Source organism: Legionella pneumophila subsp. fraseri, assembly GCF_000586315.1.
GTDB classification, from domain to species: domain Bacteria; phylum Pseudomonadota; class Gammaproteobacteria; order Legionellales; family Legionellaceae; genus Legionella; species Legionella pneumophila_B.
The window spans coordinates 193,986-217,833 of sequence record NZ_KK074225.1 but is presented as its reverse complement, the minus strand read 5'-3'; the positions used below and the strand labels follow the sequence as shown (position 1 = coordinate 217,833).

Sequence of the window (23,848 nt, the reverse complement as noted above, 5' to 3'; positions counted from 1 at the left end):
TACTCATTTCAGATTCCCTGTCAAATACTTTTTTAAATTTTTTATCATAAAGCAGATAGTCGAAACTTATTTTGTATAATAATGAAATTGAAAAGTGTTTTTGTTTCACTCAATTGCTGCTTACTTCTATTGTCAATGGTATTTGATAAATCCTGTTTACTTATATTAGGTTAGTTTATTACTAAGATTTCTATATGTCAGATATTTTGTAGTTAAAAAGGGAATATTCATTCATGTTGATTTGACATGCTGTTTCATTAGGTCAGGCTGTTTAATGACAACTTTTTAATTTCTCTAAATATTAGAAAAACATTTGCTCTTAAATAATAATAGTGATTAACTCTAGCGTCGGAATATTTTTTTTGTTACTCTTCGCTATTCAAATATGGTGACTCTATTGGTCCCCTCGCGACGATAGATTGTGAACCCCGTCAGGCCCGGAAGGGAGCAGCGGTAGCAGTTGATGCGGGCGCCGGGGTGTGGCTCTTAGAGTCGCCGCCCAACTTGTGAAACATGTATGAGCTATCTGGCACTTGCCCGTAAATGGCGACCACGCACATTTTCCCAACTGGTTGGCCAAGAGCATATTAATAAGGCATTGATCAATGCGCTGAATCAACAACGTTTGCATCATGCTTATCTGTTTACTGGTACTCGCGGGGTCGGGAAAACCAGTGTCGCCCGTATTTTAGCTAAAGCTCTCAATTGTGAAAAAGGTATCACCTCAGAACCATGCCTTCATTGCGATACCTGTGTTGCAATCGAACAAGGCCGTTATATCGACCTCATTGAAATAGATGGAGCCTCCAAAACCAGAGTTGAAGACACGCGAGACTTACTTGATAACATACAATATGCGCCGACAAATGGCCGTTTTAAAATTTATTTAATTGATGAAGTGCATATGCTATCCCAGCATAGCTTTAATGCCTTATTAAAAACCTTAGAGGAGCCCCCCTCACATGTGAAATTTATTCTGGCAACGACTGACCCTCAAAAATTACCTGTTACTGTCTTATCGCGTTGTTTACAGTTCAATCTAAAACACTTGCCTGCTGAGTTAATAAAGCTGCAATTGCAATTAATTCTCCAGGAAGAACAGTTGGATTTTGAAGTACAAGCACTGGACATATTAGCTCAAGCTGCCCGTGGAAGCATGCGGGATGCATTAAGTTTATTGGATCAGGCCATTACCAGTTGTGAAATGAAATTGCTGGCAAGTGATGTGAAAATGCTCTTGGGACATACCCGAGAAGATTACGCGTTGCTGCTTTTGCAAGCCCTGGCCAGGCAAGAAGCACCAACCATGCTTGTATTAAGTCAGCAAATCATTGTCGAAGGAGGGAACTTTCAATACGTCCTTGATGAAATACTTAACTATCTGCATCAAATTACCGTCTATCAATGTCTGGGTGACAGCAATCCGCTAATTAGTCCAAGAACAGAAATTAAAGAGTTGGCAAAACAGTTTTCGGCCGAAGACACGCAACTATTCTACCAAATAGGCATTAAAGGACGTGAGGAGATTCATCTCGCTCCAACACCAGCCATTGGCTTTAATATGACAATGCTGCGCATGTATACGTTTAAACCAGCCTCTCATGTAGCAACACCACCATTGGCATTCGAGCAAAATAATAAAGCAAACTTACTAAATGCTGATGATAAAACACCAGCGCAAAACCTCATTGGAATTGAACCAATGCCTGTTCCTAAAACGACAGCTAATACCGTTGTCCATCACCAGACCCCATCCTTACCAACTGACGATAAAAAAACCGTTAACTCCGGTGAATCCATTAACTGTAACTGGAACGAAATAATACCGCAGCTAAAATTGTCGGGTTTAGCACTTAATGCCATAGAAAATGCTGAATTTCTTGGTAAAGAAGAGCGAGAAATTACATTAGGAGTCAATAAAGGACACCAGTCCTTATTCACCCCCACAACAATAAACCGAATTGAAACCGCATTGACCGATTATTATAAAAGCCCGGTAAAAATTATCTTAAACTGTCAAGACACCGTGCATGCTTCTCCAGCTCAACAAAAAGAAAAAGCTACCCAAAAAAAGCAAGAACATGCGGAGGCAGCATTACACGCTGACCCAGTATTTCAACAGATAAAACAAGAATTTTCAGCTGAATTGGTCAAAAATTCTATTGTCCTGTTAAAAGATGGCTTATAATACTTAATTAAACTAACCACAAATAAACGAGGCTGTAATGGATATTAATCAAAATTTAGGCAACTTAATGAAAGAAGCGCAAAAAATGCAACAGCGTATGCAAGAAGCGCAACAACAATTAAGCCAGTTGGTAGTAAGTGGCGAATCTGGTGGTGGTATGGTTACCATTAAGATGAATGGACGTCATGATGTAACAGAAGTTAAAATCAAACCCACTTTAATGGATGAAGATATTGAAATGCTGGAAGATTTAATTGCTGCTGCAGTCAATGATGCGGTGCGTAAAATTGAAAAAGCATCCAAAGAAAAAATCAGCCAACTGACTGCTGGCCTTAATATTCCAACTGATTTAATGGGTGGTAAAGAAGGAGAGTAACCCTGGCTATGGATGCTCTAAGCCGCTTGGTAGAAGCGCTTCGCTGTCTTCCCGGAGTGGGACCAAAATCAGCACAAAGGATGGTGTTTCATTTATTGCAACACCAAAGACAACGAGGTTTGCACCTTGCCTCCTGTTTAGAACAGGCAATGAAGCACATTAGTCATTGTCAGCAGTGTAATAATTACACCGAACAAGCTCTGTGTGCTCTTTGTCAAAACCCCAATCGAGATTCGACATTGCTTTGTGTGGTAGAGAGTCCAGCGGATGTTTCTGCCATAGAACAAAGCAATTCCTTTCAAGGCAAGTATTTTGTCCTTATGGGAAAAATTTCTCCTCTTGATGGCTTGGGACCGGATGACATAGGACTACCCAAACTTAAGGAATTAATTATCAGGGAAAAAATTCAGGAAGTTATTCTTGCACTAAGCCCCAGTGTTGAAAGCCAAACCACAATTCATTTTATTTATCAGTTGCTAAAAAGTGAAACCGTCAATATCAGTCAATTAGCACATGGAATACCATCAGGTGGTGAATTAGAATTTTTAGATGGGAATACTATAAGCAGTGCCCTTAAGAACAGAGCAGTAATTAATGTTTAAATCCAATTCCATATTTATCTTATTCAGAAAAAAAATACTGCTCTTATTCCTGCTATCCTTATGTTTCATAACAAGTACAGCTTCTGCTGCCTTCCACAGAAGTTTATGGCCCAAATGGCTGGTCAATAATCCGCTTTCCAAACAAACTATTTCTCATCAGGCATGGCAACATTTTCTTGATCATCATGTAATTACTAATGAAGAAGACATCAATCTGGTAGACTACGTGAATATTAATGAGAAAGAACTGGCCTCATTAAAAGAATATATAAAAAATTTATCACAAATCGATATTGATAATTATAATCGCCAAGAACAATTAGCTTATTGGATCAATTTATATAATGCTCTTACCGTTTTAACGGTAGCCAACTATTATCCCATTGCAAACATTCAGGAAATTAATATTTCTCCCGGATTATTTAGCGTTGGGCCTTGGGGAGCAAATATTATCACTATCAAAAATACCAATTTATCCTTGGATGATATCAATAATAGAATTATTCGCCCAATTTGGAATGACCCAAGAACTCATTATGCTTTAAATAATGCCACAATAGGAGCACCTAATCTGAGCAAACAAGCTTATCAGGGGGCACTACTGGAGCAACAACTTAACGATGCGGCATCCAAATACATTAACTCTCTCAGAGGAGTTCATGTGATTGAGGGTAAATTAATTGTTTCTAAATTATATGATTGGTATGAAGAAGATTTTGGTGGTACCAAAAAATCTGTCATCAAACATTTATTACAATTCGCGAAAGAACCTCTGCGCAACCAATTAAAGCATATCAATACTATTGATAGTTATATTTATAACTGGCATATCAATTGTCCTGCAGACAATCAATCATGAAACAAAAAAACTCAAATTTTTCATATTTCTGCCAGTTTCTTTTATTTAATCTTTGCTTTTTTGGTTTACAATTGCTTCTGCTCTATTCACATGCCGAGAGCCTCATCAGTTCTATTCAACTGCCTTTGCCGATCTATTTTGAAATTATTGGCACTCTTATAATTCAATTCAGCCTGTATATCATCATTTCCATGATTCAAACTCTGATGCTCATAGGAGTTTTAAATCGATCTTGGCATTATTTTTCTACTGAGCAATGGCAAACTATTATTTGGTCCTTATCTGCGTGCTGTATATTAAGTGCTAATGCCTATTATTTCCCCCTTAGTATTTTTAGCAAATTATTTTCACCACCAATTCCCGAATATATTTTTTTAATATTGCTTTATTTTTCCTTATCTTGCCTGGGGCTACTCTTATTAAATTATTTGTTTTATCGAAAGACTGCTCGCTTATTATCAATAGCGCTACCCATTGGCATTTGTATTATCCTGTTAAATAATTATTGGAAACCTTCTTTAAATCCTAACCTTGGTTCAGAGCCCAATATCATTATCCTGGGCATAGACAGCCTAAGTCCTGAGAGTGTCACGGCTAAAAGCATGCCTTTTCTTCATAAAGTGCTAATGGACAGTTTTCAATTCACAAACACTATTAGCCCTTTAGCCAGAACCTATCCTGCATGGAGCTCCATTTTAACTGGGTTATACCCCAAACATCATCTTGCTGAAGAAAATTTAGTTGAGCGAAGCCGGGTTAAAAGTCAGCTCAGCATTGTGTGGGATTTGAATAAACTAGGGTATAACACAATCTATGCAACTGATGATAGGCGATTCAATAGCATAGATAAGAATTTTGGGTTTAAAAAAATCATCGGCCCCAAAACAGGTGTCAATGATGTCATGCTTGGCTCGTATAATGATTTCCCGCTTGGGAACTTGCTGATCAATTTTCGCATTAGCGCCTGGTTATTCCCCTATAATTTTAGTAATAGAGCCAGCTTTATATCTTACTATCCGGAAACCTTTACAAATGAATTAAAAAGAGAACTGTCTGTACAACAAAATTTTCCTGTTTTCCTTGCCATACATTTTGCTCTTCCGCATTGGCCTTATGCCTGGGCTGCATCCTTGCCTGATCAAGTGGATAATGAATTCAGCCTCAGCAAACGGGATGCGCTTTACCTAAGAGCGCTGAAAGCAGTAGATAATCAATTTAAAATCATTTTCTGTTATTTAAAAAAACATGGCTATTTTCAAAATAGCCTACTCATTATATTAAGCGACCATGGCGAAGTACTTTATTATCCCAACTCACGTTTGACGAGTTACCAAAAATATCAAAGCTCTCTAACTAGCAAACTCGCAGAGTATTTTAAAGTCAAAACTGCAACCGAACTGGATAAAAGTGCTGGTCATGGTTCTGATATATTAAGTCCTATGCAATACCATAGTCTTCTGACATTTAATATTTATAAAGATGGAAAGCCACTAACAAAAACAGGCAAAATCAAAACAAGAGTAGCATTATTTGATCTGGCTCCAACCATTCTTGACTTCCTCAATATCACAAAAAAACAGAAAATGGATGGCATTTCATTACTGCCCACTGTATTAAACCCTGATACCCCATTACCACAGCGCACATTTTTTATTGAAAGCGGGATGTATCCAAATCAAGATTTTACTAAAGAAAAAGCCATTGAATTAGGAAAAAGAATCTATAAGGTTAACCCAGATACCGGGCAACTTGAATTGAAGCCTGATGAATTAATTCAGGTTAATAAGCAAAAACTATACGGTGTCATTAGTGGGGATTGGATTTTGGCCCTATATCCGGATGACAACGCCTACATACCCGTTATTCTCAATCTTTCAACTGGAGAATGGATTGATAACCTGCAGAGTGATTTTGCCAAATCAAGTCCAGCAGAAAAACTAAAGAAACAACTTCAACAATTCTATGGTAAAAAACTGGTTTATCCCATTCAATAAAAGCACGTTATAATATTGACTGCAAAATTGTGCAGACAAACAGTAGAAGTCCAGTATACCCACAGGCCAGATTATACTTAACCAATTGTCACCTGAATAATTCATTTTTACTACTAAAATTGCTTATTTGGTTCTTCTATGAGATTAAACAATCTTTCTAATGAATCACTCATTACTATTCTTTCACAACCATAAATCGCAATAGTTCTAAACACGGCCTCTCGATTACGCCGTCCGGTATGAATTTCCTTTTTTCCCAAATCATATAGATAAGGTTCAGTTGTTACAAACCTGTTTTTTAATTCAACTCTTAGCGCCTCCATGACACACTTTAATGCTTGATATACTCTGGCTATGGCATTTTTTTCAGCTGAATTTAATGATGGTAACCAATCTAAAGAGCAACCATTGATAATTGAATATAAAGTATAAAGTAAATATCGACTGTCATTATTGGCAAAATAACCATATAAATCGAGGCATTCTGTTGTGGTGAGCTGACGATATAGAATTAGCATTTCTTGATGAAATTTTTCTAAATCATCCTCTTGAGAGATACTTTCCGTCACCAGACGTTGCTGCAAGACCATAACAGCATCAATTAGCCTGTTAGGATTAAACCAAAATTTGTATGCTCTTCCCAAATCATGTAAACGTTCCAGGGTAACTTTCTCATTATTTTCAGGTGTGAATAGCACTTTAAGGTTTTTAACAGCTGATTGGATTATATCTTTATAAACTTCATTCACTTCGATCATAATTCCTTGAGGCAGTTCATCGCCATGAAATAGGAAATCAATTCCTGGATTTAAGCCGTATTGAAGCGCATTGCTCTGTAATTGTTTTTGTAGAAGCTCTATAAATTCATGCAAAAAACCCAGACGCATACGTACTGAAACCAATTTTTCAGGATGAATTAATTCATTAAATAACTTGTCAGGGTACAATTTATAAAAGAATATAGCATTTATTAAATTAACAACTTCAGATTCAGAAAAAAAATCCAAAGCTATTGTTTGTTCTTCGAGATCCCAATTGCGAAATAGCCTGGCTGGCTCCCTTAATAAAGTAGAATCATGATTCCAAATATCAACCAAAGTTGATAACCATAACTCAAGACTCTCTTTCTTAAATAACTGCTTTAGTCTATCAAACTGATTCAGGATTAAATGATTTATTCCGTCTGAAAAATCATTTGACTCAATTGCTTTAGCGAGATATTGATATAATGATGAAATCTCAGCAATAATTTTTGCTTCCTCCTGCAAATTCACTGCTGCAGATATTTTTTGTTTCAAATGCATAATCCTGTTGTAAGCCTCCGCATAGCCAATCTCCTTAAGTATCTCCAAACACCCGAACTGTTTAAATTTTGCATCAACATCGATTAATTTCAAATAATCTGAATATTTATCTGCCAAAGCCACGTAAAGCGAGTACTTGTTTTTTGAAATGACAGTATCATCCTGCTGCTTAAAGCATTTGCCAAGCTGAGTCTCCAACTGTTTCAATTCATATTTGATTCGAGCCTTGGCTCTGTCATTATCCGTAACAAACCAATGTGATAAAGGAAGTATCTTTTGAGTCATCCTTTTCTCCTCAAGCATTATCCTGACACTTGAACTTTAACAATAACACTGAAAAGAAATCTTTGCCTAATTTTTATAACTGCCAAAATACAAACTTGAAAATAAACCAGGTATTGCTCTCTAAAAAACTCTGTCAATCATAAATATTTAAAAATAATTGCAAGCAACTAATAAACTTGCCAAAATTAAAGCAATATATTTTTTGACCTTTGAGGCAAATTGATGTCACAACGCCACTATTTGCTATTTATTGATAATGAAGCTGTCAGTGAAGAACTGAAAGATTATTTTGAAAAATTTAATCTTGATATTGTTCAACAAAAGAAATTGTTTCCTATTCATGTTGAAAAAGGATTACCTACCGCCATTTTAATTAATTGGTCAATTTTAAAAAACGAACCAGAAGCAATTGAGCAATTTTATAATATGTATCCGGTTCCATTAATTGTTATTAATAATAGGCCTGATGAAGAATCGAGCATTGCTATGCTTGAAGCCGGTGCTGATGATTTCATGACCAAGCCCATTTATCCCCGTGAACTGCATGCGCGAATTGGTGCTATTTCTCGACGAGTAATCAGAGCGCAACAAAAAGTAGACCATGGCAAAGAAGTATTAATGTTTGCTAACTGGCGACTTTATCCAGCTTCCCGACAAGTATTCGGTGAGAATAATGAAGAATTGCAATTAAGCGCTGGTGAATACGATTTGCTTCTCACTTTTGTCCAACAACCGCAACGAGTCCTGGATAGAGAGTTTTTATTACAAATTACCAAGAATACAGACCTGGTTCCTTTTGACCGAAGGATTGATGTGCAAATCAGCCGTTTACGTCAAAAAATCGAAATAGATAAAAAAAAACCGGCTTTAATTAAAACCATTCGCAATGGCGGCTATATGTTCACAGCTCGAGTTGTAACCCTTAAAGAAAGTGATGCTACATTATAATTGATTATTATCTGGCGATTGAGACAGATTCATTTATCTTATTCGTTATTCCTCACGTTTGAAAGCCCTGTACCCAGAACATTTATTTTGTTGGTGCAGTGCCAGCCTCATCCTTGTCGCTGACATTACACCCTGCAATTTCCTGCTTCTGGATATCCCTGATTTACCAGGCACCGTCTGCTATTTCTCAAAAAAGCGATCAAACCGAAAACAGGATAAGGCGCCAATTTATTTGGGTTTATTATTAGAAGGCGCTATATCCTTTGTTTCATTTTTTAATATCGCAACTGAGTTTTTCAATTCAACAGGAGTGTTCACACCCTGTTTTTCTATGTCTTTCTGCAAAGAAGACAAAGACATTTGCGATTGTTGTTTGGTTACTGTCGGCCGTTCTTGAGTATTTACTTTAACTTTTGTTGGGCTGCTGGTTTTCGGTTTTGCTTTACTTATTTTTGACTTTGGCTGTCCAGCAACAGACTTTGTTTTACTTTTTGCTGTAATGGATTTTTTACTCGCTGATGATTTTGGAGCGTTGGTATCCGCTTTGTGGCTTGCTTTGCCTATTATTGGATTAACTTTCTTTTCAGGTGGATTTTCTGCCATTTGATCATAAATATTAATCCAATGATGTTCCATAATTTGAAATACATTAAGCATGTAACTCATTGCTCTTTGACTATTTTGAATGAATACATTCATATTTTTTTCCAGAATTTCTTCTGGTTTTAAAACATTGAATAATTCAACAGGAGTAACATAAGACACACTTTTTAATGTTTTAAGATTGAGATCCAACAAATCCTGAATTGGTTTTTCAACAGATCGAAGCAAATTATTTAAATCTTTTGGCTGAAAAAATTGCTCTTTCATTACACTCTCCATATGTTGCGTTGCACAAAAACAAGATTAGCTTAAAAAAATATTTTGTCAAACATTTAATCCCATTTTGTCATAACTCCATGTATCAATCCCATCACTAAATGGCTTGCTTTTAAATTATTTTTTGCCTCTTATTATAAGTCTTGGCTACAACATAATCATATCAAAATACTTACTTTTATTCTGAGTTCAATGTTTATCGCACATTCACAGAATGTCTTTTGGTATAACGAATTGTCGCAAACTATAATGTATCAAAGGTAAAAACTTTAATTCCCCTTTCTCAACAAAGAGTTCTCTTCACCATCCCGGCTCTTTTTGCCTAATCGTTTGGATAAAAGCACTGAAGCTCTATTTTCTTTCACTTTCGCAAAAAAAGAATCTTCCTTCTTGGCTAATAACTCTTTATAAGTCTTGCTTTGAAATGCTTTTTTAACAAAAGCTCTATGAGGTTGCTCTTCATCAAAAAAGTTCAGAACAAATATTCTTTTAGCTGTCAAATGCACAGGTATTTTAACATGGTTTGCAAAACTCCATTGCTTCCCATATTCGTCAACAATAGAAACTGACCCACTGTAGTGATAAATGGGCTTTTCTGGTCTCAACAATGAGTGCCCTAATAATTCAGCCATCATCTGATTTTTATTCTTGCTTCCACAGCAATAAAGATGAACCGCTGATATCCAATACGATATAGGTAAAATATCGCCTTCAAATCGCTCAGCCACTTTTTGTATATCGAGGCTTTCTGCAACTAATGGATTGGAATGATTAAAAAGAACCTTTAAATTTTCATCATCTGAACCATGCGCACAAATATATATATCAATTTTTTCGTCAAATTGATCATAATCAATGTCATCATTGAAATAAATTATTTCAATACGATCGCCGGAAAATTGCTCATCGTTTTTTTTCCAAAGCTCAACCATTGTTTTTAAATCGCCAGCCTGGTTCCTGGGGAATGGTACATACAAAATTTTCATACGTTCTATTTCATATTATGAAAGAATTATTTTAACACTAATGCACCAAAAAATATATATATTGATGTTTTTTTATCCGAATTTTGTCTTGCCCCTCAAAATGAGATCTTAAGGTCTTAATATATACATCGAAGCAATCTATTGCGATAGAATTAATAAATTGTATTGCTTCATCAATGAATGATTATTTAAGCAAACTAAAATAGAGACAAGCTGGAAGCTTATTGAGAACAGTATGAGTCATACCATAATAGTATGGAAGGGAAAATCTAACTCTATTTTAGATAATGTCAAAACCATTGAGTACCAATGTCTATAAGAGCTATTTTCTTTTTTTATTAACTTTAATCATCTTTACACCTCTTATCATATTGTCGCTGACCCTTAATATTTCAATATGATAATGGTCAATAACCAGGCAAGAGTCTGAAGGGGGAATATATCCTAAATGCTCAATAATCAAGCCACTTAAAGTCCTTGGTCCGATTAATGGCAGGCTCCATCCCATCATACGATTTAAATGGCGAATGGTTATACTGGCATCGACTATAACTGACCCATCTTGCTGGGGAGTAATATCACGACTCAGAGCAGCGATATCTGTTGTGAATTCACCAACTATTTCTTCAAGAATATCTTCCATCGTTACAAGCCCAAGAATATCGCCATACTCATCCACAACAAAACAACTTCTTCTTTTCATTTTCCTGAAATTAAGGATTTGTATATTTAATGGGGTAGCCTCTGGAATAAAATAGGGAACTTCAGCACTATTTAATAAGTTTTCCATATCTAACTTATTTTCTAATGCCAAATTTAAAATATTTCTTACGTGAATCATCCCTACCAAATGATCAATAGAGCCATGATAAATTGGTAATCTTGTATGTTGTGCTGTTTCCAATTGATCCAAAAGCTCTATCCAGGGCAAATCCAAATCAATTCCAACAATATCAGCCTTGGGGACCATGATGTCTTCAACAGTTGCCTGTTCCAGATCCAATAAACTAATTAACATACTTTTATGCTCTACAGGCATTAATCCTCCTGCCTCATGAACCACAGATCGCAACTCTTCGCCAGTTAGCATCTCCTTTTGCATCCGTTTTACCGATATATTAAATAATCTTAAAATTGCATTGGAAATCAAACTGATTAAATGGACCAAAGGAGAAAAAATCCATTGTAAAATACGCAATGGTAATGAAGATGCAAATGCTACTTGTTGTGGGTAAATAGCAGCCAGAGTTTTCGGGGTCATTTCTGCAAAAACCAGGATCAGTATGGTCAATAAGGCAGTTGCTATAGCAACCCCGGCATCACCATAAAATCGTTGCCCAATTAAAGTGGCGAGGGTTGATGCCACGATATTTGCCAAGGTATTTCCAATTAAAACCACACTTAATAGCTTATCAGGCCGAGCCAGCATGGAATTAACCCGAATGGCTTGCTTATCATTGCTTTTTACCAAGTGTCGTAATTTATATCTGTTGATAGACATCATGCCAATTTCGGAACCTGAAAAAAAAGCAGACAGGCAAATTAGGAAGAATAATAAAACCAATAAAGTAGAAAGAGGAAGTTGCACTGAATATCCTTATACTTTTAAGAATGACAAATTATACAATAGAACTTGCTGTTTTGTAGTAGAAAGTGAGAAGAGACAGTGATAATAGCTAAAGATATAAGGTTGGTGCTGAGCAATGCCCAACACCTGACACAGATCAAGTCACTGCATTATTTTTTTGTGTTATTATAACGGTTAATACTGGATGTGATTTCTTCTCGAGCGGCCTCTGGCCCTACCCAGCCCTCTACCTTGACCCATTTACCTTCTTCCAGATCTTTATAATGCTTAAAAAAATGTTCGATAGATAATAATAAATGCTGAGGAATATCTTGGTAAGTTTGCATTGATTGATACATTTTACTTAATTTGGTTGTTGGAACAGCCAATATTTTTGCATCGATGCCAGATTCATCGGTCATTTTTAACATGCCAACTGCTCGACATGAAATAACAGCCCCACTAATCAGAGGAACAGGAGTTATTACCAACACATCTACAGGATCCCCATCTTCTGATAAAGTATTCGGGATATAACCGTAATTCGTTGGATAAAACATGGCTGTCGTCATAAATCGATCTACAAATAAAGCACCAGTTTTTTTATCAACCTCATACTTTACAGGTTCCCCGTGCATAGGAATCTCTATGATTACATTAACTTCATTTGGAACATCACGACCGCTCTGAATTTCCATTAAACTCATTTACGCACCCTTTAATAATAATAAAAGTAATATTATGCGAAAAATCACATCAAAAGGCAAAGACAAGCGTTCGCAATATAATAAATGAAATGTATAATAGTATTTTGAATCGAACCATCGGATGACCTATGAATTGTTTGTTTTGCAAAATTGTCCAAGGTGAAATCCCTGCAACAATAGTTTTTGAAGACAAAAATATAATGGCTTTTCGCGATATTAGACCTCAAGCACCAACACATTTATTGATTATACCCAAAAGGCATATTGCAACTATTAATGATGTAAACGATGATGATGGCGAACTTCTTGCTAATATTCTAATAAGAGCAAAAAAATTAGCACAGGCTGAAGGGCTAAGTGAAATGGGTTATCGATTGGTTTTTAATGTTAATTCTGGTGGGGGGCAGGAAGTTTACCACATTCATTTACATTTACTTGGCGGGCGTCAAATGACTTGGCCGCCAGGTTAGGAATTCTTGCTATGGAAAAATTATACTCAAGTTTGCTTAAAGAATTAGGCGAAGATATAAATCGTGAAGGACTAAAGGATACTCCTGGACGAGCAGCTAATGCCTTACGTTATTTAACTAAAGGTTACAATGAGAACCTTGATGAAATCATTAACGGCGCTCTGTTTGATTCTGACATGAGTGAAATGGTTATCGTCAAGGACATAGAACTATACTCATTATGCGAACATCACTTATTACCTTTTTTGGGTAAATGCCATGTTGGATATTTACCTGATGGCAAAGTAATAGGTTTGTCTAAAATTGCTCGTATTGTTGATTTTTATGCAAGGAGACTACAAATTCAAGAACGATTGACGGGCGAAATTGCTCATTGTATTGAATCCATTACCGGAGCTCGCGGTGTTGCTGTAGTAATTGAAGCAAAACATCTTTGCATGATGATGCGTGGGGTTGAAAAACAAAATTCGGTCATGACCACTTCGGTTATGCTTGGTGAAATGCGCAATAATTCAAGTTGCCGTTTAGAATTCTTAAATTTAATTCGTTAATACAGATAATAAATAGGTAGGGGCTTTATCCCTGCCTATAATAAAATAATTGATCCATTTATTGCTGATAACTAACCCGATATATTACATTAGCATAATCATCAGAGATTAATAGTGCCCCATCCGGCATAACAAGCGTATCGACTGGTCTTCCCCATGCTTTTTCACCCTGTAACCACCCACTGATAAACGGTTTAACCTCTGTTACATGATTATTCTTAATCTTTGCTGTAATAACTTGGTACCCTATCTTATGACTACGATTCCAGGAACCGTGTTCACTAATAAAAATTTGTCCCCAATAATTAGAAGGAAACAATTTACCTGTATAAAATGACATACCAAGAGGAGCAACATGCGCTGGGAATTCATAAACAGGGGGAGTAAACTCGGAACAAGAATGTAATTTGCCATAAACAGGATCCGCTGTGCTTTTACCATAGCAATAAGGAAAACCAAAATCCATGCCTTTTCTCGGAGCTACATTGAGTTCATCTGGAGGCAAATCATCCCCCAACCAGTCACGCCCATTGTCCGTAAACCAAAGATTGTGATGAATGGGATCCCAATCAAATCCCACTGTATTACGTATTCCTTTAGCATAGACTTCTAGATTTTGCCCATTAGCTTCCATTATCATAATAGTAGCATAATGCGGATCGTCCATTAAACAGACATTACAAGGAGCACCAACTCCTATATAAAGCCTGCCATCTGGTCCAAAACTAATAAAACGCCAACCATGAGCTTTTTCCTTCGGTAATTTTGTAGTAACCACAGTTGGTTTAGGAGGGTTATTCAGATTAGATTCAATATTATCAAAGCGCAAAATACGCCCAACCTCAGCCACATAAAGTGAACCCTGATGAAAGGCAACACCATTTGGCATATTCAATCCAGAAGCTATGGTTAAAACGCGAGTACCATGAGAGTTTTTTTTGTCAGGGATAACAGCATATACTTTCCCGGCATTTCTTGAACCTACAAAAACAATATCTTTACTGCCTAATGCCATTTCTCGAGCATCAACAACAGGCCGCGCGTAAATACTCACAGTAAATCCAGCGGGATATTTTAAAAGATTCAAAGGCAAGTCTTGCCCTAAGCCAGTAGAACTTATTAATAAAAGAGAAAAAAAAGAGAATCGTTTCATGTTTAAACTCTATTTAGAGTTCATAATTTGTGTTCCCATTTACACAAATGATAATTACTCAATTAAAACTCGCAAAAAGGTCTTGCCTCCTGCGAGTTTATAATGAATAAAATTTTAAATACTACAGTTTTATCATTCCTCTTCTTCAGAGATTTTATTATCTGAATTAATTTCTTCAGATTGCTCTTCCATCGTAAGGAATGTAGCAGATACCGGAGCATCTTCGCTCTCTTTGGCTTCAGCTTGCGGTTTGTCCTTCCACTCCAGTTTCACTCGTCCTTGTTTATCGATCCCCGCAACAAAGACTTCAATTTCCTGACCTTCTTGCAACACCTCTTCAACTTTTTGTGTTCTGTCGGCACATATTTGTGAAATGTGCAGTAACCCATCTTTACCAGGCAGTAAATTGATAAAAGCTCCGAAGTCAACTATCTTGCTTACCTTTCCTTGATAAGTCTGACCCACTTCAATTTCAGCAATTAGAGCTTTAATTTGTTTTTGCGCCTCTTCCAAAGCCATCTTATCTGGAGAAAATAACTGGATAACCCCTGAATCATCAATATCTATGGACACGCCTGTGCTTTCAATAAGTCCTTTAATTGTTGCTCCACCTTTGCCAATAATTGTGCGGATTTTATCTTCAGCAACTTTCATGGTAGTAATTCTTGGAGCGTGCTGAGATAATTCAGTTCTATGCTCAGCAAGAGCATTGTTCATGACGCCAAGAATATGGATACGACCTTCTAAAGCTTGCTCCAGAGCCTGTTCCATAATTTCTTTGGTAATCCCGGAAATCTTGATATCCATCTGCAAAGCAGTAATCCCTTTTTCTGTACCTGCTACTTTAAAATCCATATCACCTAAATGATCTTCATCACCCAATATGTCTGTTAATACAGCATAACGTTCGCCTTCCTTGATTAAGCCCATGGCCACACCAGCAACTGGCGCTTTTAAAGGTACTCCAGCGTCCATCAATGCCAGACTTGTTCCACAAACAGTAGCCATGGAACTGGAACCATTAGATTCAGTAATCTCGGATACAATCCGTAACACATAGGGAAACTCATTGGTATCAGGCAGTACTGCCATTAAAGCACGCTTGGCTAAACGGCCATGCCCAATTTCACGGCGTTTAGGACTACCTACTTGCCCTGTTTCCCCGACAGAATAAGGAGGGAAGTTATAGTGAAGCATAAATCGGTCTCTGGTTTCACCACTAATTCCGTCCAATATCTGTGCATCACGCTCATTACCCAAAGTAGCGACAACAATAGCTTGGGTTTCTCCTCTGGTGAACAAACAGGAACCGTGAGTTCTTTCCAGGAATTTGGTACGAATAGAAATAGGTCTAACTGTTCTGTGATCACGCCCATCGATGCGAGGCTCACCGTCAAGAATACGGTTACGTACTATAGAACGCTCTAACTCACCAAACATATTGGCAATAACGTCTGCTTTTAGTTCATCGTTTTCAGCCAGCAAAGCAGAAACAGTTTGCTCTCTCAGTTCGTCTAATCGTTGATATCGTTGTTGTTTGTCTTTTATAAGGTAAGCTGCTTCAACTTCATTCCTTGCTACATCATTGATTCTAGTTTTTAGTACTGTATCAATTTCAGGTGCCTTCCACTCAGGTTTGTCCTTACCAACTTCTCTGGCAAGTTCTTCTATTGATTTTATAACACTTTTCATCATTTCATGGCCATATAACATAGCGCCACGCATGATGTCTTCACTTAACTCCTGTGCTTCTGATTCCACCATCAAAATAGCATCTTTTGTTCCGGCAATAACCAAATCAAGCGCAGACTCTTCTTGTTCTTTTCTACTTGGATTGAGCAGATAAATTCCATCTTTATAACCTACGCGAGCAGCGCCTATAGGACCATTAAACGGCACACCAGAAATTGAAAGTGCAGCAGAAGCCCCAATCATAGCAATAATATCAGGAGATACCTCGGGATTTAAGGATAGCACAGTAGCAATTATCTGTACTTCGTTAAAAAAATTATCCGGGAATAAGGGTCGGATCGGTCTATCTATTAACCGTGAAATTAATGTTTCATTATCAGATGGTCGTCCTTCGCGCTTGTTAAAGCCACCAGGAATTTTACCTATTGCATAGAACTTTTCTTGATAATTCACTGTTAATGGGAAAAAATCGTTACTTTCACCACCATCCTTTTTCCAAACTACAGTCACTAGCACTTGTGTACCATTCATGCTTGCCATTACGGCACCATCAGCCTGTCGCGCTACTTCACCTGTTTCCAAGACTAATTTATGGTTACCGAATACTATTTCTTTTGTAATTTTTGCCACGTAATGTTCCCCATTAAGTAAATATAAGAAAAAAAGGCGCAGAACGCTGCGCCTTTTATTCTAAAATTGATTTATTATTTGATGCGTCCCCATAGAGACAACAATCCCATCAATCAATAGGAATCTCTCAATCCCAGATTTTGAATTAATGTTTGATAGCGGTCTTGATCATTACGCTTCAAATATTTTAGTAACTTGCGGCGCTTGTTAACTAATTCTTGCAAGCCACGTCTCGAATGAAAATCTTTTTTGTTTTCTTTAAAATGGTCAGTTAAATATTTAATGCGACTGGTAATTAAAGAAACTTGTACTTCAGGTGAACCAGTATCTTTATCACCGCGTTTGTATTCATTAATAATTTCTGCTTTTTCCGCGCTATTTAGCGACATTATTTACTCCTGGAACTCAGCTAAGTATTCTTTTAAAGGCGGACATTCTACCAAGGCATGTCAAATGAAACAAGTACTGGATATTAATTTGTGTAAAAAATTTCATGCTTATTACGGCATAGACAGTAATTTTTGCAAAAATTGCAATCATAATGCAAAAGAAATTAACCTTTTTGCCTTAATGTCACCATGAATTAAAGCTTGGCCAATACCAATAAATTGAGAGTGCTCACTATAGAGACGCAAATGCTCTCCTTCCCCAGTATCCGTTTTATTTAAAATGATCTTGCCCTGGCGAATTGCTATTACTTCAGAATCTGAAAGAATAACTGGTGTTAAATGCTGAATAGCCTGGTCTATTGGGATTAAGCAATCAACCCTTTGTGATAAAGACATATCCTGCAATTCATCAAGGGTGTACATTCGATTATTTTTAAACCCCGCAGTATAGAGCCTATGCAATTTGGTCATGTGAGCTCCTACCTTCAACTCATCACCAATATCTTCTACTAAATTGCGTATATAGGTTCCTTTGCTGCATGATACAGTGAATGAAAAATGTTCACCATCAAATTTCTCCAACTGCAAGTGGTTGATTAAAATCTCTCTGGCCTTGCGCTCTATCTCTATCCCTTCTCTGGCAAACCGATACAAAGGAGTGCCCTTGTGTTTTAAAGCGGAAAACATGGATGGAATTTGTTTGATTTTACCCTTATACCTTTCTAAAGTTTCAATCAACTCCTCATTGCTAACAGTATAATTTTCAAGGCAAAAAATCACTTCACCAGTACAATCAGCCGTATTTGTTTTAATGCCGAACCTTCCAATTGTTTCATAGCATTTATCCGCATTGAGGAGATACTGGCAAATTTTAGTTGCTTCTCCAAAACAGAGAGGCAACATGCCAGTTGCTAGGGGATCTAAACTGCCTGTGTGGCCAGCTTTTTTAGCGCCAAACAAACGTTTGGCTTTTTGGAGAGCAGTATTTGACGTTATTCCTTTTGGTTTATTTAATAACAGGATTCCATCTGTGGAACCCTGAGATTCAATTGTTGTCATCGCTATTGGAATCAGGGGGATTTACTTCATCAATTAATCGACTTAGCCGTTGCCCATACTCAATCGATTCATCATAAATAAAATGAAGTTGAGGCACAGTACGTAGCGTAATGCTTCTTGCCAGAGCACTTCTCAAATAACTGGCGGCCCCATTTAAGATATTGGTAACCACTGATTTATCTTCATTAAGAACGGTAAAATAAACTTTGGCGTGACCTAAATCGGCAGCCACTTTGACTGCTGAAATGGTAACAAAACCCTTTAAACGCGGATCTTTTATTTCCTGAGGAATGATCAAAGCTAATTTGCGCTGAATCATTTCGGCAATTCTGTCAGTTCGCTTAAAATTATTACTCATTTTCTATAAGTCACGCTTAATTTCGACTGTCTCAAAAACCTCGATTAAATCTCCAGGTTTCACATCATTGTAATTTTTTACTCCGATACCGCATTCAAAACCTTGTCTTACTTCTAGTACGTCATCTTTAAATCGCCTTAATGACTCTAATGTACCTTCATAAATCACTACATTTGAACGTAATACACGTATTGGATTATTACGCTTTACAACACCTTCAATAACCATGCATCCAGCAATAGCACCGATTTTTGGTGATTTGAATACATCTCGAACTTCAGCAATACCAATGATTTCTTCTTTAAATTGCGGTGCAAGCATACCCGTTAAAGCACCTTTTATCTGATCTACTATATCATAAATAACACTATAATAATGAATCGATACGGATTCTTGTTCTGCAAGGCGTTTAGCTGTGCCATCGGCTCTCACATTAAATCCGATTAAAATGGCATTAGAAGCAATGGCCAAATGAACATCGGATTCCGTTATTCCACCAACACCACTAGATATCACCTCGACCTTGACTTCATCTGTTGATAATTTAGTCAATGCATCAGAAATTGCCTCCAGTGACCCTTGAACATCCGCTTTCAAGACAATGTTCAAGACCTTGGATTCGGTAGCCGTCATATTTTCCATAATACCTTCTATTGAGGTTTTTTGACGTCTAGCCAATTTCACATCACGGAACCTACCTTGTCTAAACAAAGCGACTTCTCTGGCCTTTTTCTCATCGGGTACAACTACTGCTTCATCTCCTGCATGAGGAATAGCCGATAATCCGAGGACTTCCACTGGAATGGACGGGCCAGCGCTATCAACCAAATCGCCATTATCGCTAACCAAAGCACGTACACGCCCATACTGAAAACCAGCTAATAAAATATCGCCTTTATGTAGCGTTCCGCTTTGGACTAGAACAGTTGCAACAGGACCTCGTCCTTTATCCAGACGGGATTCAATAACAACTCCTTTTGCAGCACCATCAGTCACGGCCTTTAACTCTAATACTTCTGATTGCAATAAAATAGCATCCAGCAAATCATCTATACCCATGCCCGATTTAGCTGAAATATTAACAAACATGGTATCTCCACCCCATGCCTCTGGAATAACCTCTTGAACTGATAGTTCATTCATAACTCGTTCAGGATCAGCGTCAGGTTTATCCATTTTATTAATTGCAACAATAATTGGAACCTTGGCTGCTTTGGCATGCTGTATCGCTTCAATAGTCTGAGGCTTAACACCATCATCAGCTGCCACGATCAAAATGACTATATCAGTTGCTTGGGCACCGCGAGCTCTCATCGCAGTAAATGCAGCATGTCCTGGGGTATCTAAAAAGGTGATGTTGCCTTTTGGTGTGCTGACATGGTAAGCACCTATATGTTGAGTAATCCCGCCTGCTTCACCAGCTGCAACCTTGGTTCGACGAATATAGTCTAGTAAGGAGGTTTTACCATGGTCAACGTGTCCCATAATTGTGACAACCGGGGCTCTACCCTCAGTTCTTGTGCCTTTGGAAATGGCCTCGCCTAAACCAGCTTCAACAGCGTCTTCTTTGATAATAACCGGTTTATGCCCCATTTCTTCTACAACGATTACAGACGTTTCTTGATCAATGACCTGATTAATTGTTGCCATCGCCCCCAAAGACATCATGACCTTAATCACTTCAGCTGCTTTTACTGACATTCGTTTTGCCAGTTCAGCTACTGTAATTGTCTCAGGAATCAATACTTCTCTGATTATTGGAGCAGTAGGTAATGCAAACCCATGGGTTAATGATTCTTCGGCTTCTCTGTATTTATCAGACTTCTCGGTTCCCTTTTTCTTTTTAAATTTACTCCGACCACCACGGCGATGAAGTTCTTGTTCTTCATCATCGGATTCAAAAGTATGATATTTAGGTTTTTTCTTGCCTTTTTTAAATTCAGAAATGTCAGAATCGGCTTGCTCCAGATGTTTCTTTTTACCTGCTTTCTCTGGTTTAATTTCTTCTTTCTTGGAAACAGGAATGACAACCTCGGATACATCCACTACATTCTCTAAAACATCGGAACTTGTATGGGTTAATGCTTCCTGATTTTCTGCCGTGTCTTCCTCTAAGCCACTGCTTTCCTCTTCGCTAATTGTTTCTTCTATCTCTGCTACAGGTTCGGCAACTTGATGTTCTTCTGTCTCTTTCAATTTGGTATTTTCTGCAGACACTTCATTGACTACAGGGATTTCTTCATGGACAGTCTCTTCAACAACAGGTGGAGCTACAGGCTCCTCTATCTCAGGCTGTTCGGGAATTGCACTTCTTTTTATGAAAGTTTTTTTCTTCCTAACCTCAATATTAACTGTTTTTCCACTATGCATATCATGCCCAACAGTGACTTGAGACATGCTTTTACGTCTTAAAGTTATTCTTTCAGGCGCAGCATTAATATCACGGCTGGAGCTACCTTTTAAATGATTAAGCAAGATCCTCTTTTGTTCTTCATTCACAGTCTGTTGATCATCAGTAAAAGATAATCCTGCTTCCTGTAACTGGTTCAATAAGCGCTCAACCGGGATACCAACGACTTGAGCTAATTGTTTAACCGTCACATCCGCCATATTTAATCCCCTCTCAGCAACTTTTTATAAAGCTGAATATATTTAAAATGCATCTAGCATCGTATTGGTCAATTTTCGATAGCCATAGTTTATTGAAACCATGGTTCTCTTGCTTTCATAATTAAAGCACCCGCCTTTTCTTCAGTAATCCCTTCAATTTCCATTAATTCATCTACAGATTGTTCTGCAAGATCTTCCATTGTCGTAATTCCTTTACTTGCTAATTTATTTGCCAAATCCTCTGTCATACCTTCCATACTGAGAAGTGAATCGTCTGGAGTACCAGATAAGCCTTTGCCCGATGACAGTGCCATCTCCAACAGCTTATCATTTGCTCTGTTTCTTAACTCTTCAACTATCTCTTCATCAAATTCTTCAATAGCGAGCAATTCTTCCTTGGGAACATAAGCTACTTCTTCGAGAGAAGAAAATCCGTGAGCTACCAATAATGACGCTATTTCCTCATCAATTTCTAACGCCCCGGTAAACAGATTAACTATTTTACTTGATTCCTCTTGATTCTTGCTTTCAAACTCTTCCGTTGTCATGACATTCAATGTCCAGCCGGTCAGTTGGCTAGCTAAACGAACATTTTGTCCATTTCGACCAATTGCTTGTGATAACTGTTCTTTCGTTACTGCTAAATCCATAGTATGTGTGTCTTCATCCACAACAATAGATGTGATATCAGCTGGAGCCATAGCATTTATGACTAATTGAGCAGGATTATCATCCCATAAAATGATATCAACTCGCTCACCACCTAACTCACTTGAAACTGCTTGAACCCTTGCCCCACGCATACCAACACAAGCACCGATAGGGTCAATACGTCCATCATTTGTTTTAACCGCAATTTTTGCTCTATTTCCCGGATCACGCGCTGCAGCTTTGATATCAATTATGTTTTCACCAATTTCTGGAACTTCAATACGGAATAATTCAATGAGCATTTCATTTCGAGTTCTGCTCACGAACAATTGCGGTCCTCTTGCTTGTGGCGTGATTTCATATAAATAGGCCCGAACTCTGTCATTGGGACGAAACATTTCATGGGGTAACATTTCAGACCGAGGCAAGAAAGCTTCTGCTTTGCCACCTAAATCAATGATCACATTATCACGAGTTACTTTTTTAACAGTTCCATAGATTAGCTGCCCAAGTTTGCTGCGGAATTGGTCTATGATCAATTCACGCTCCGCTTCTCGCACTTTTTGCATAATAACTTGCCGCGCCGTTTGCGCTTCTATTCTTCCAAATTCTATGGAAGGAATAATTTCTTCAATTCGATCGCCAACAGCAACTGAGGGATTCCGCTCTTTTGCTTGCTCCAGCGACAATTGGCGATCTGGAAACTCTAATTCATCTTCGTTCACTACATCCCAGTACCTAAAGGTTTCATAGTCACCTGTTTTAGAATCTATTTTGATGCGCACACCTATATCCAAACCAAGAATCTTTCGAGTTGCAGATTCCAGTGCAGCCTGAATGGCAAGTATAATAACGTCTTTACTAACGCCTCTTTCGTTTGATAATGCCTCAGCAACTAATAACAATTCTTTGCTCATTCTTCGCCTCTCTAGACTGTCAAATTTGCTTTCACAATATTTGATAAAAGTATTTCTTGATGTTCATTATTAATATTCAATACTATTGTATCTTCTGATGCTGAAACAATAATACCTGATAATTTTCGTTTCCCATTTACTGGCTTAAAAGTTTTTATATGAATTTCATAACCAATGTAACGCTGATATTGCCAGATGCTAAACAGTGGCCGGGGTATCCCAGGAGAGGATATTTCTAAACTATAGTGCCCTGGAATAGGGTCTTCAACATCAAGCAAAGCACTGACTTGTTTACTCACTTCTTGACAGTCATCGATTCCTATTCCATCTGGTTTATCTATATAAATTCTTAATAATGAGTGTTTCCCTTGGGAAAGATATTCACAACCCCAAAGTTCATAACCCATATTTTTAATTATAGGCTCTAAAAGCACTATCAAGTCATCATTTATCATAGTATGTATAAACAAAAAAAGGGCGCACTCGCCCAAGCCTGGTAACTGACTTAGATTTAGACAGTATCCGAGTCAACATAATAAAAAACCCCAATGATGGGGTTTTATAAAATTGGTAGCGGGGGCAGGATTTGAACCTACGACCTTCGGGTTATGAGCCCGACGAGCTACCAGGCTGCTCCACCCCGCGTCAACTGAGGGCAAGTATACTGATACTT

Annotated in this window: 21 protein-coding genes, 1 tRNA gene and 1 other RNA gene; 9 read left to right on the top strand and 14 right to left on the bottom strand. The window is 37.6% G+C overall.

What is annotated here, in order from left to right:
- Positions 1–395 precede the first annotated feature (395 nt).
- From ffs to CC34_RS0112550, 6 genes are all read left to right on the top strand, one after another.
- Positions 396–492: signal recognition particle sRNA small type (gene ffs, locus CC34_RS1000000117155), an RNA gene on the top strand.
- Positions 493–517: 25 nt separating this feature from the next.
- Positions 518–2,188, top strand: a complete 1,671-nt coding sequence (gene dnaX / locus CC34_RS0112570) for a DNA polymerase III subunit gamma/tau (protein WP_028379603.1) — start codon at positions 518–520, stop codon at positions 2,186–2,188.
- Between the two features lie 37 nt (positions 2,189–2,225).
- Entirely contained in the window at positions 2,226–2,564 is a 339-nt protein-coding gene (locus CC34_RS0112565) for a YbaB/EbfC family nucleoid-associated protein (RefSeq protein WP_011216606.1), read from the top strand.
- Positions 2,565–2,572: 8 nt separating this feature from the next.
- Positions 2,573–3,166 (top strand): recombination mediator RecR, encoded by a 594-nt coding sequence (gene recR, locus CC34_RS0112560; protein WP_028379602.1) that lies wholly within the window; start codon positions 2,573–2,575, stop codon positions 3,164–3,166.
- Complete coding sequence (locus CC34_RS0112555) at positions 3,159–4,025, top strand: DUF547 domain-containing protein (RefSeq protein ID WP_028379601.1); 867 nt, start codon at positions 3,159–3,161, stop codon at positions 4,023–4,025. The genes recR and CC34_RS0112555 overlap by 8 nt, the downstream gene beginning before the upstream one ends.
- Positions 4,022–6,019, top strand: a complete 1,998-nt coding sequence (locus CC34_RS0112550) for a sulfatase-like hydrolase/transferase (protein ID WP_027228798.1) — start codon at positions 4,022–4,024, stop codon at positions 6,017–6,019. Before CC34_RS0112555 ends, CC34_RS0112550 begins: the two co-directional genes overlap by 4 nt.
- Before the next feature lie 113 nt (positions 6,020–6,132).
- Here CC34_RS0112550 and CC34_RS0112545 read toward each other — a convergent pair whose 3' ends face one another.
- The gene (locus CC34_RS0112545) at positions 6,133–7,608 is read right to left on the bottom strand and encodes a hypothetical protein (protein WP_028379600.1); all 1,476 of its coding nucleotides are present in this window, start codon (positions 7,606–7,608) and stop codon (positions 6,133–6,135) included.
- A 222-nt stretch (positions 7,609–7,830) separates the two neighbouring features.
- On the opposite strand from CC34_RS0112545, the gene CC34_RS0112540 reads away from it, so the two are divergent.
- On the top strand, positions 7,831–8,556 hold the full coding sequence (locus CC34_RS0112540) for a winged helix-turn-helix domain-containing protein (protein WP_028379599.1): 726 nt from the start codon (positions 7,831–7,833) through the stop codon (positions 8,554–8,556).
- Between the two features lie 228 nt (positions 8,557–8,784).
- Here the strand turns inward: CC34_RS0112540 and CC34_RS0112535 are convergent, their stop codons facing one another.
- The 4 genes from CC34_RS0112535 to ppa form a co-directional block, all read right to left on the bottom strand.
- A complete protein-coding gene (locus tag CC34_RS0112535) occupies positions 8,785–9,426 on the bottom strand; it encodes a hypothetical protein (RefSeq protein WP_028379598.1) in 642 nt (213 codons plus the stop codon).
- A 278-nt stretch (positions 9,427–9,704) separates the two neighbouring features.
- A complete protein-coding gene (locus tag CC34_RS0112530) occupies positions 9,705–10,421 on the bottom strand; it encodes a hypothetical protein (RefSeq protein WP_028379597.1) in 717 nt (238 codons plus the stop codon).
- Between the two features lie 322 nt (positions 10,422–10,743).
- Complete coding sequence (locus tag CC34_RS0112525; RefSeq protein WP_027228795.1) at positions 10,744–12,009, bottom strand: HlyC/CorC family transporter; 1,266 nt, start codon at positions 12,007–12,009, stop codon at positions 10,744–10,746.
- Between the two features lie 149 nt (positions 12,010–12,158).
- Complete coding sequence (gene ppa, locus CC34_RS0112520) at positions 12,159–12,695, bottom strand: inorganic diphosphatase (RefSeq protein ID WP_027228794.1); 537 nt, start codon at positions 12,693–12,695, stop codon at positions 12,159–12,161.
- Between the two features lie 128 nt (positions 12,696–12,823).
- On the opposite strand from ppa, the gene CC34_RS0112515 reads away from it, so the two are divergent.
- Both CC34_RS0112515 and folE read left to right on the top strand, forming a co-directional pair.
- The gene (locus CC34_RS0112515; protein ID WP_027228793.1) at positions 12,824–13,165 is read left to right on the top strand and encodes a histidine triad nucleotide-binding protein; all 342 of its coding nucleotides are present in this window, start codon (positions 12,824–12,826) and stop codon (positions 13,163–13,165) included.
- Positions 13,166–13,176: 11 nt separating this feature from the next.
- Entirely contained in the window at positions 13,177–13,716 is a 540-nt protein-coding gene (gene folE, locus CC34_RS0112510; protein ID WP_027228792.1) for a GTP cyclohydrolase I FolE, read from the top strand.
- A gap of 58 nt (positions 13,717–13,774) precedes the next feature.
- On the opposite strand, the gene CC34_RS0112505 is transcribed toward folE, so the two are convergent.
- The 9 genes from CC34_RS0112505 to CC34_RS0112465 form a co-directional block, all read right to left on the bottom strand.
- Positions 13,775–14,869, bottom strand: coding sequence for a PQQ-dependent sugar dehydrogenase (locus CC34_RS0112505; RefSeq protein WP_027228791.1), 1,095 nt, complete (start codon positions 14,867–14,869; stop codon positions 13,775–13,777).
- 132 nt (positions 14,870–15,001) lie between these two features.
- Positions 15,002–17,191 (bottom strand): polyribonucleotide nucleotidyltransferase, encoded by a 2,190-nt coding sequence (gene pnp / locus CC34_RS0112500; RefSeq protein ID WP_027228790.1) that lies wholly within the window; start codon positions 17,189–17,191, stop codon positions 15,002–15,004.
- Between the two features lie 113 nt (positions 17,192–17,304).
- Complete coding sequence (rpsO, locus tag CC34_RS0112495; RefSeq protein WP_010948459.1) at positions 17,305–17,580, bottom strand: 30S ribosomal protein S15; 276 nt, start codon at positions 17,578–17,580, stop codon at positions 17,305–17,307.
- Positions 17,581–17,727: 147 nt separating this feature from the next.
- The gene (gene truB / locus CC34_RS0112490; protein WP_027228789.1) at positions 17,728–18,639 is read right to left on the bottom strand and encodes a tRNA pseudouridine(55) synthase TruB; all 912 of its coding nucleotides are present in this window, start codon (positions 18,637–18,639) and stop codon (positions 17,728–17,730) included.
- Entirely contained in the window at positions 18,626–18,997 is a 372-nt protein-coding gene (rbfA, locus tag CC34_RS0112485) for a 30S ribosome-binding factor RbfA (RefSeq protein ID WP_027222902.1), read from the bottom strand. Before rbfA ends, truB begins: the two co-directional genes overlap by 14 nt.
- 3 nt (positions 18,998–19,000) lie before the next feature.
- Positions 19,001–21,607: a translation initiation factor IF-2 gene (infB, locus tag CC34_RS0112480; protein ID WP_027228788.1), complete on the bottom strand. Its 2,607-nt coding sequence runs from the start codon at positions 21,605–21,607 to the stop codon at positions 19,001–19,003.
- Positions 21,608–21,696: 89 nt separating this feature from the next.
- Complete coding sequence (gene nusA / locus CC34_RS0112475; RefSeq protein ID WP_027228787.1) at positions 21,697–23,175, bottom strand: transcription termination factor NusA; 1,479 nt, start codon at positions 23,173–23,175, stop codon at positions 21,697–21,699.
- An 11-nt stretch (positions 23,176–23,186) separates the two neighbouring features.
- A complete protein-coding gene (gene rimP / locus CC34_RS0112470) occupies positions 23,187–23,630 on the bottom strand; it encodes a ribosome maturation factor RimP (protein WP_027222905.1) in 444 nt (147 codons plus the stop codon).
- 113 nt (positions 23,631–23,743) lie between these two features.
- Positions 23,744–23,820 (bottom strand) — tRNA-Met (locus CC34_RS0112465).
- Between the last annotated feature and the right edge of the window lie 28 nt (positions 23,821–23,848).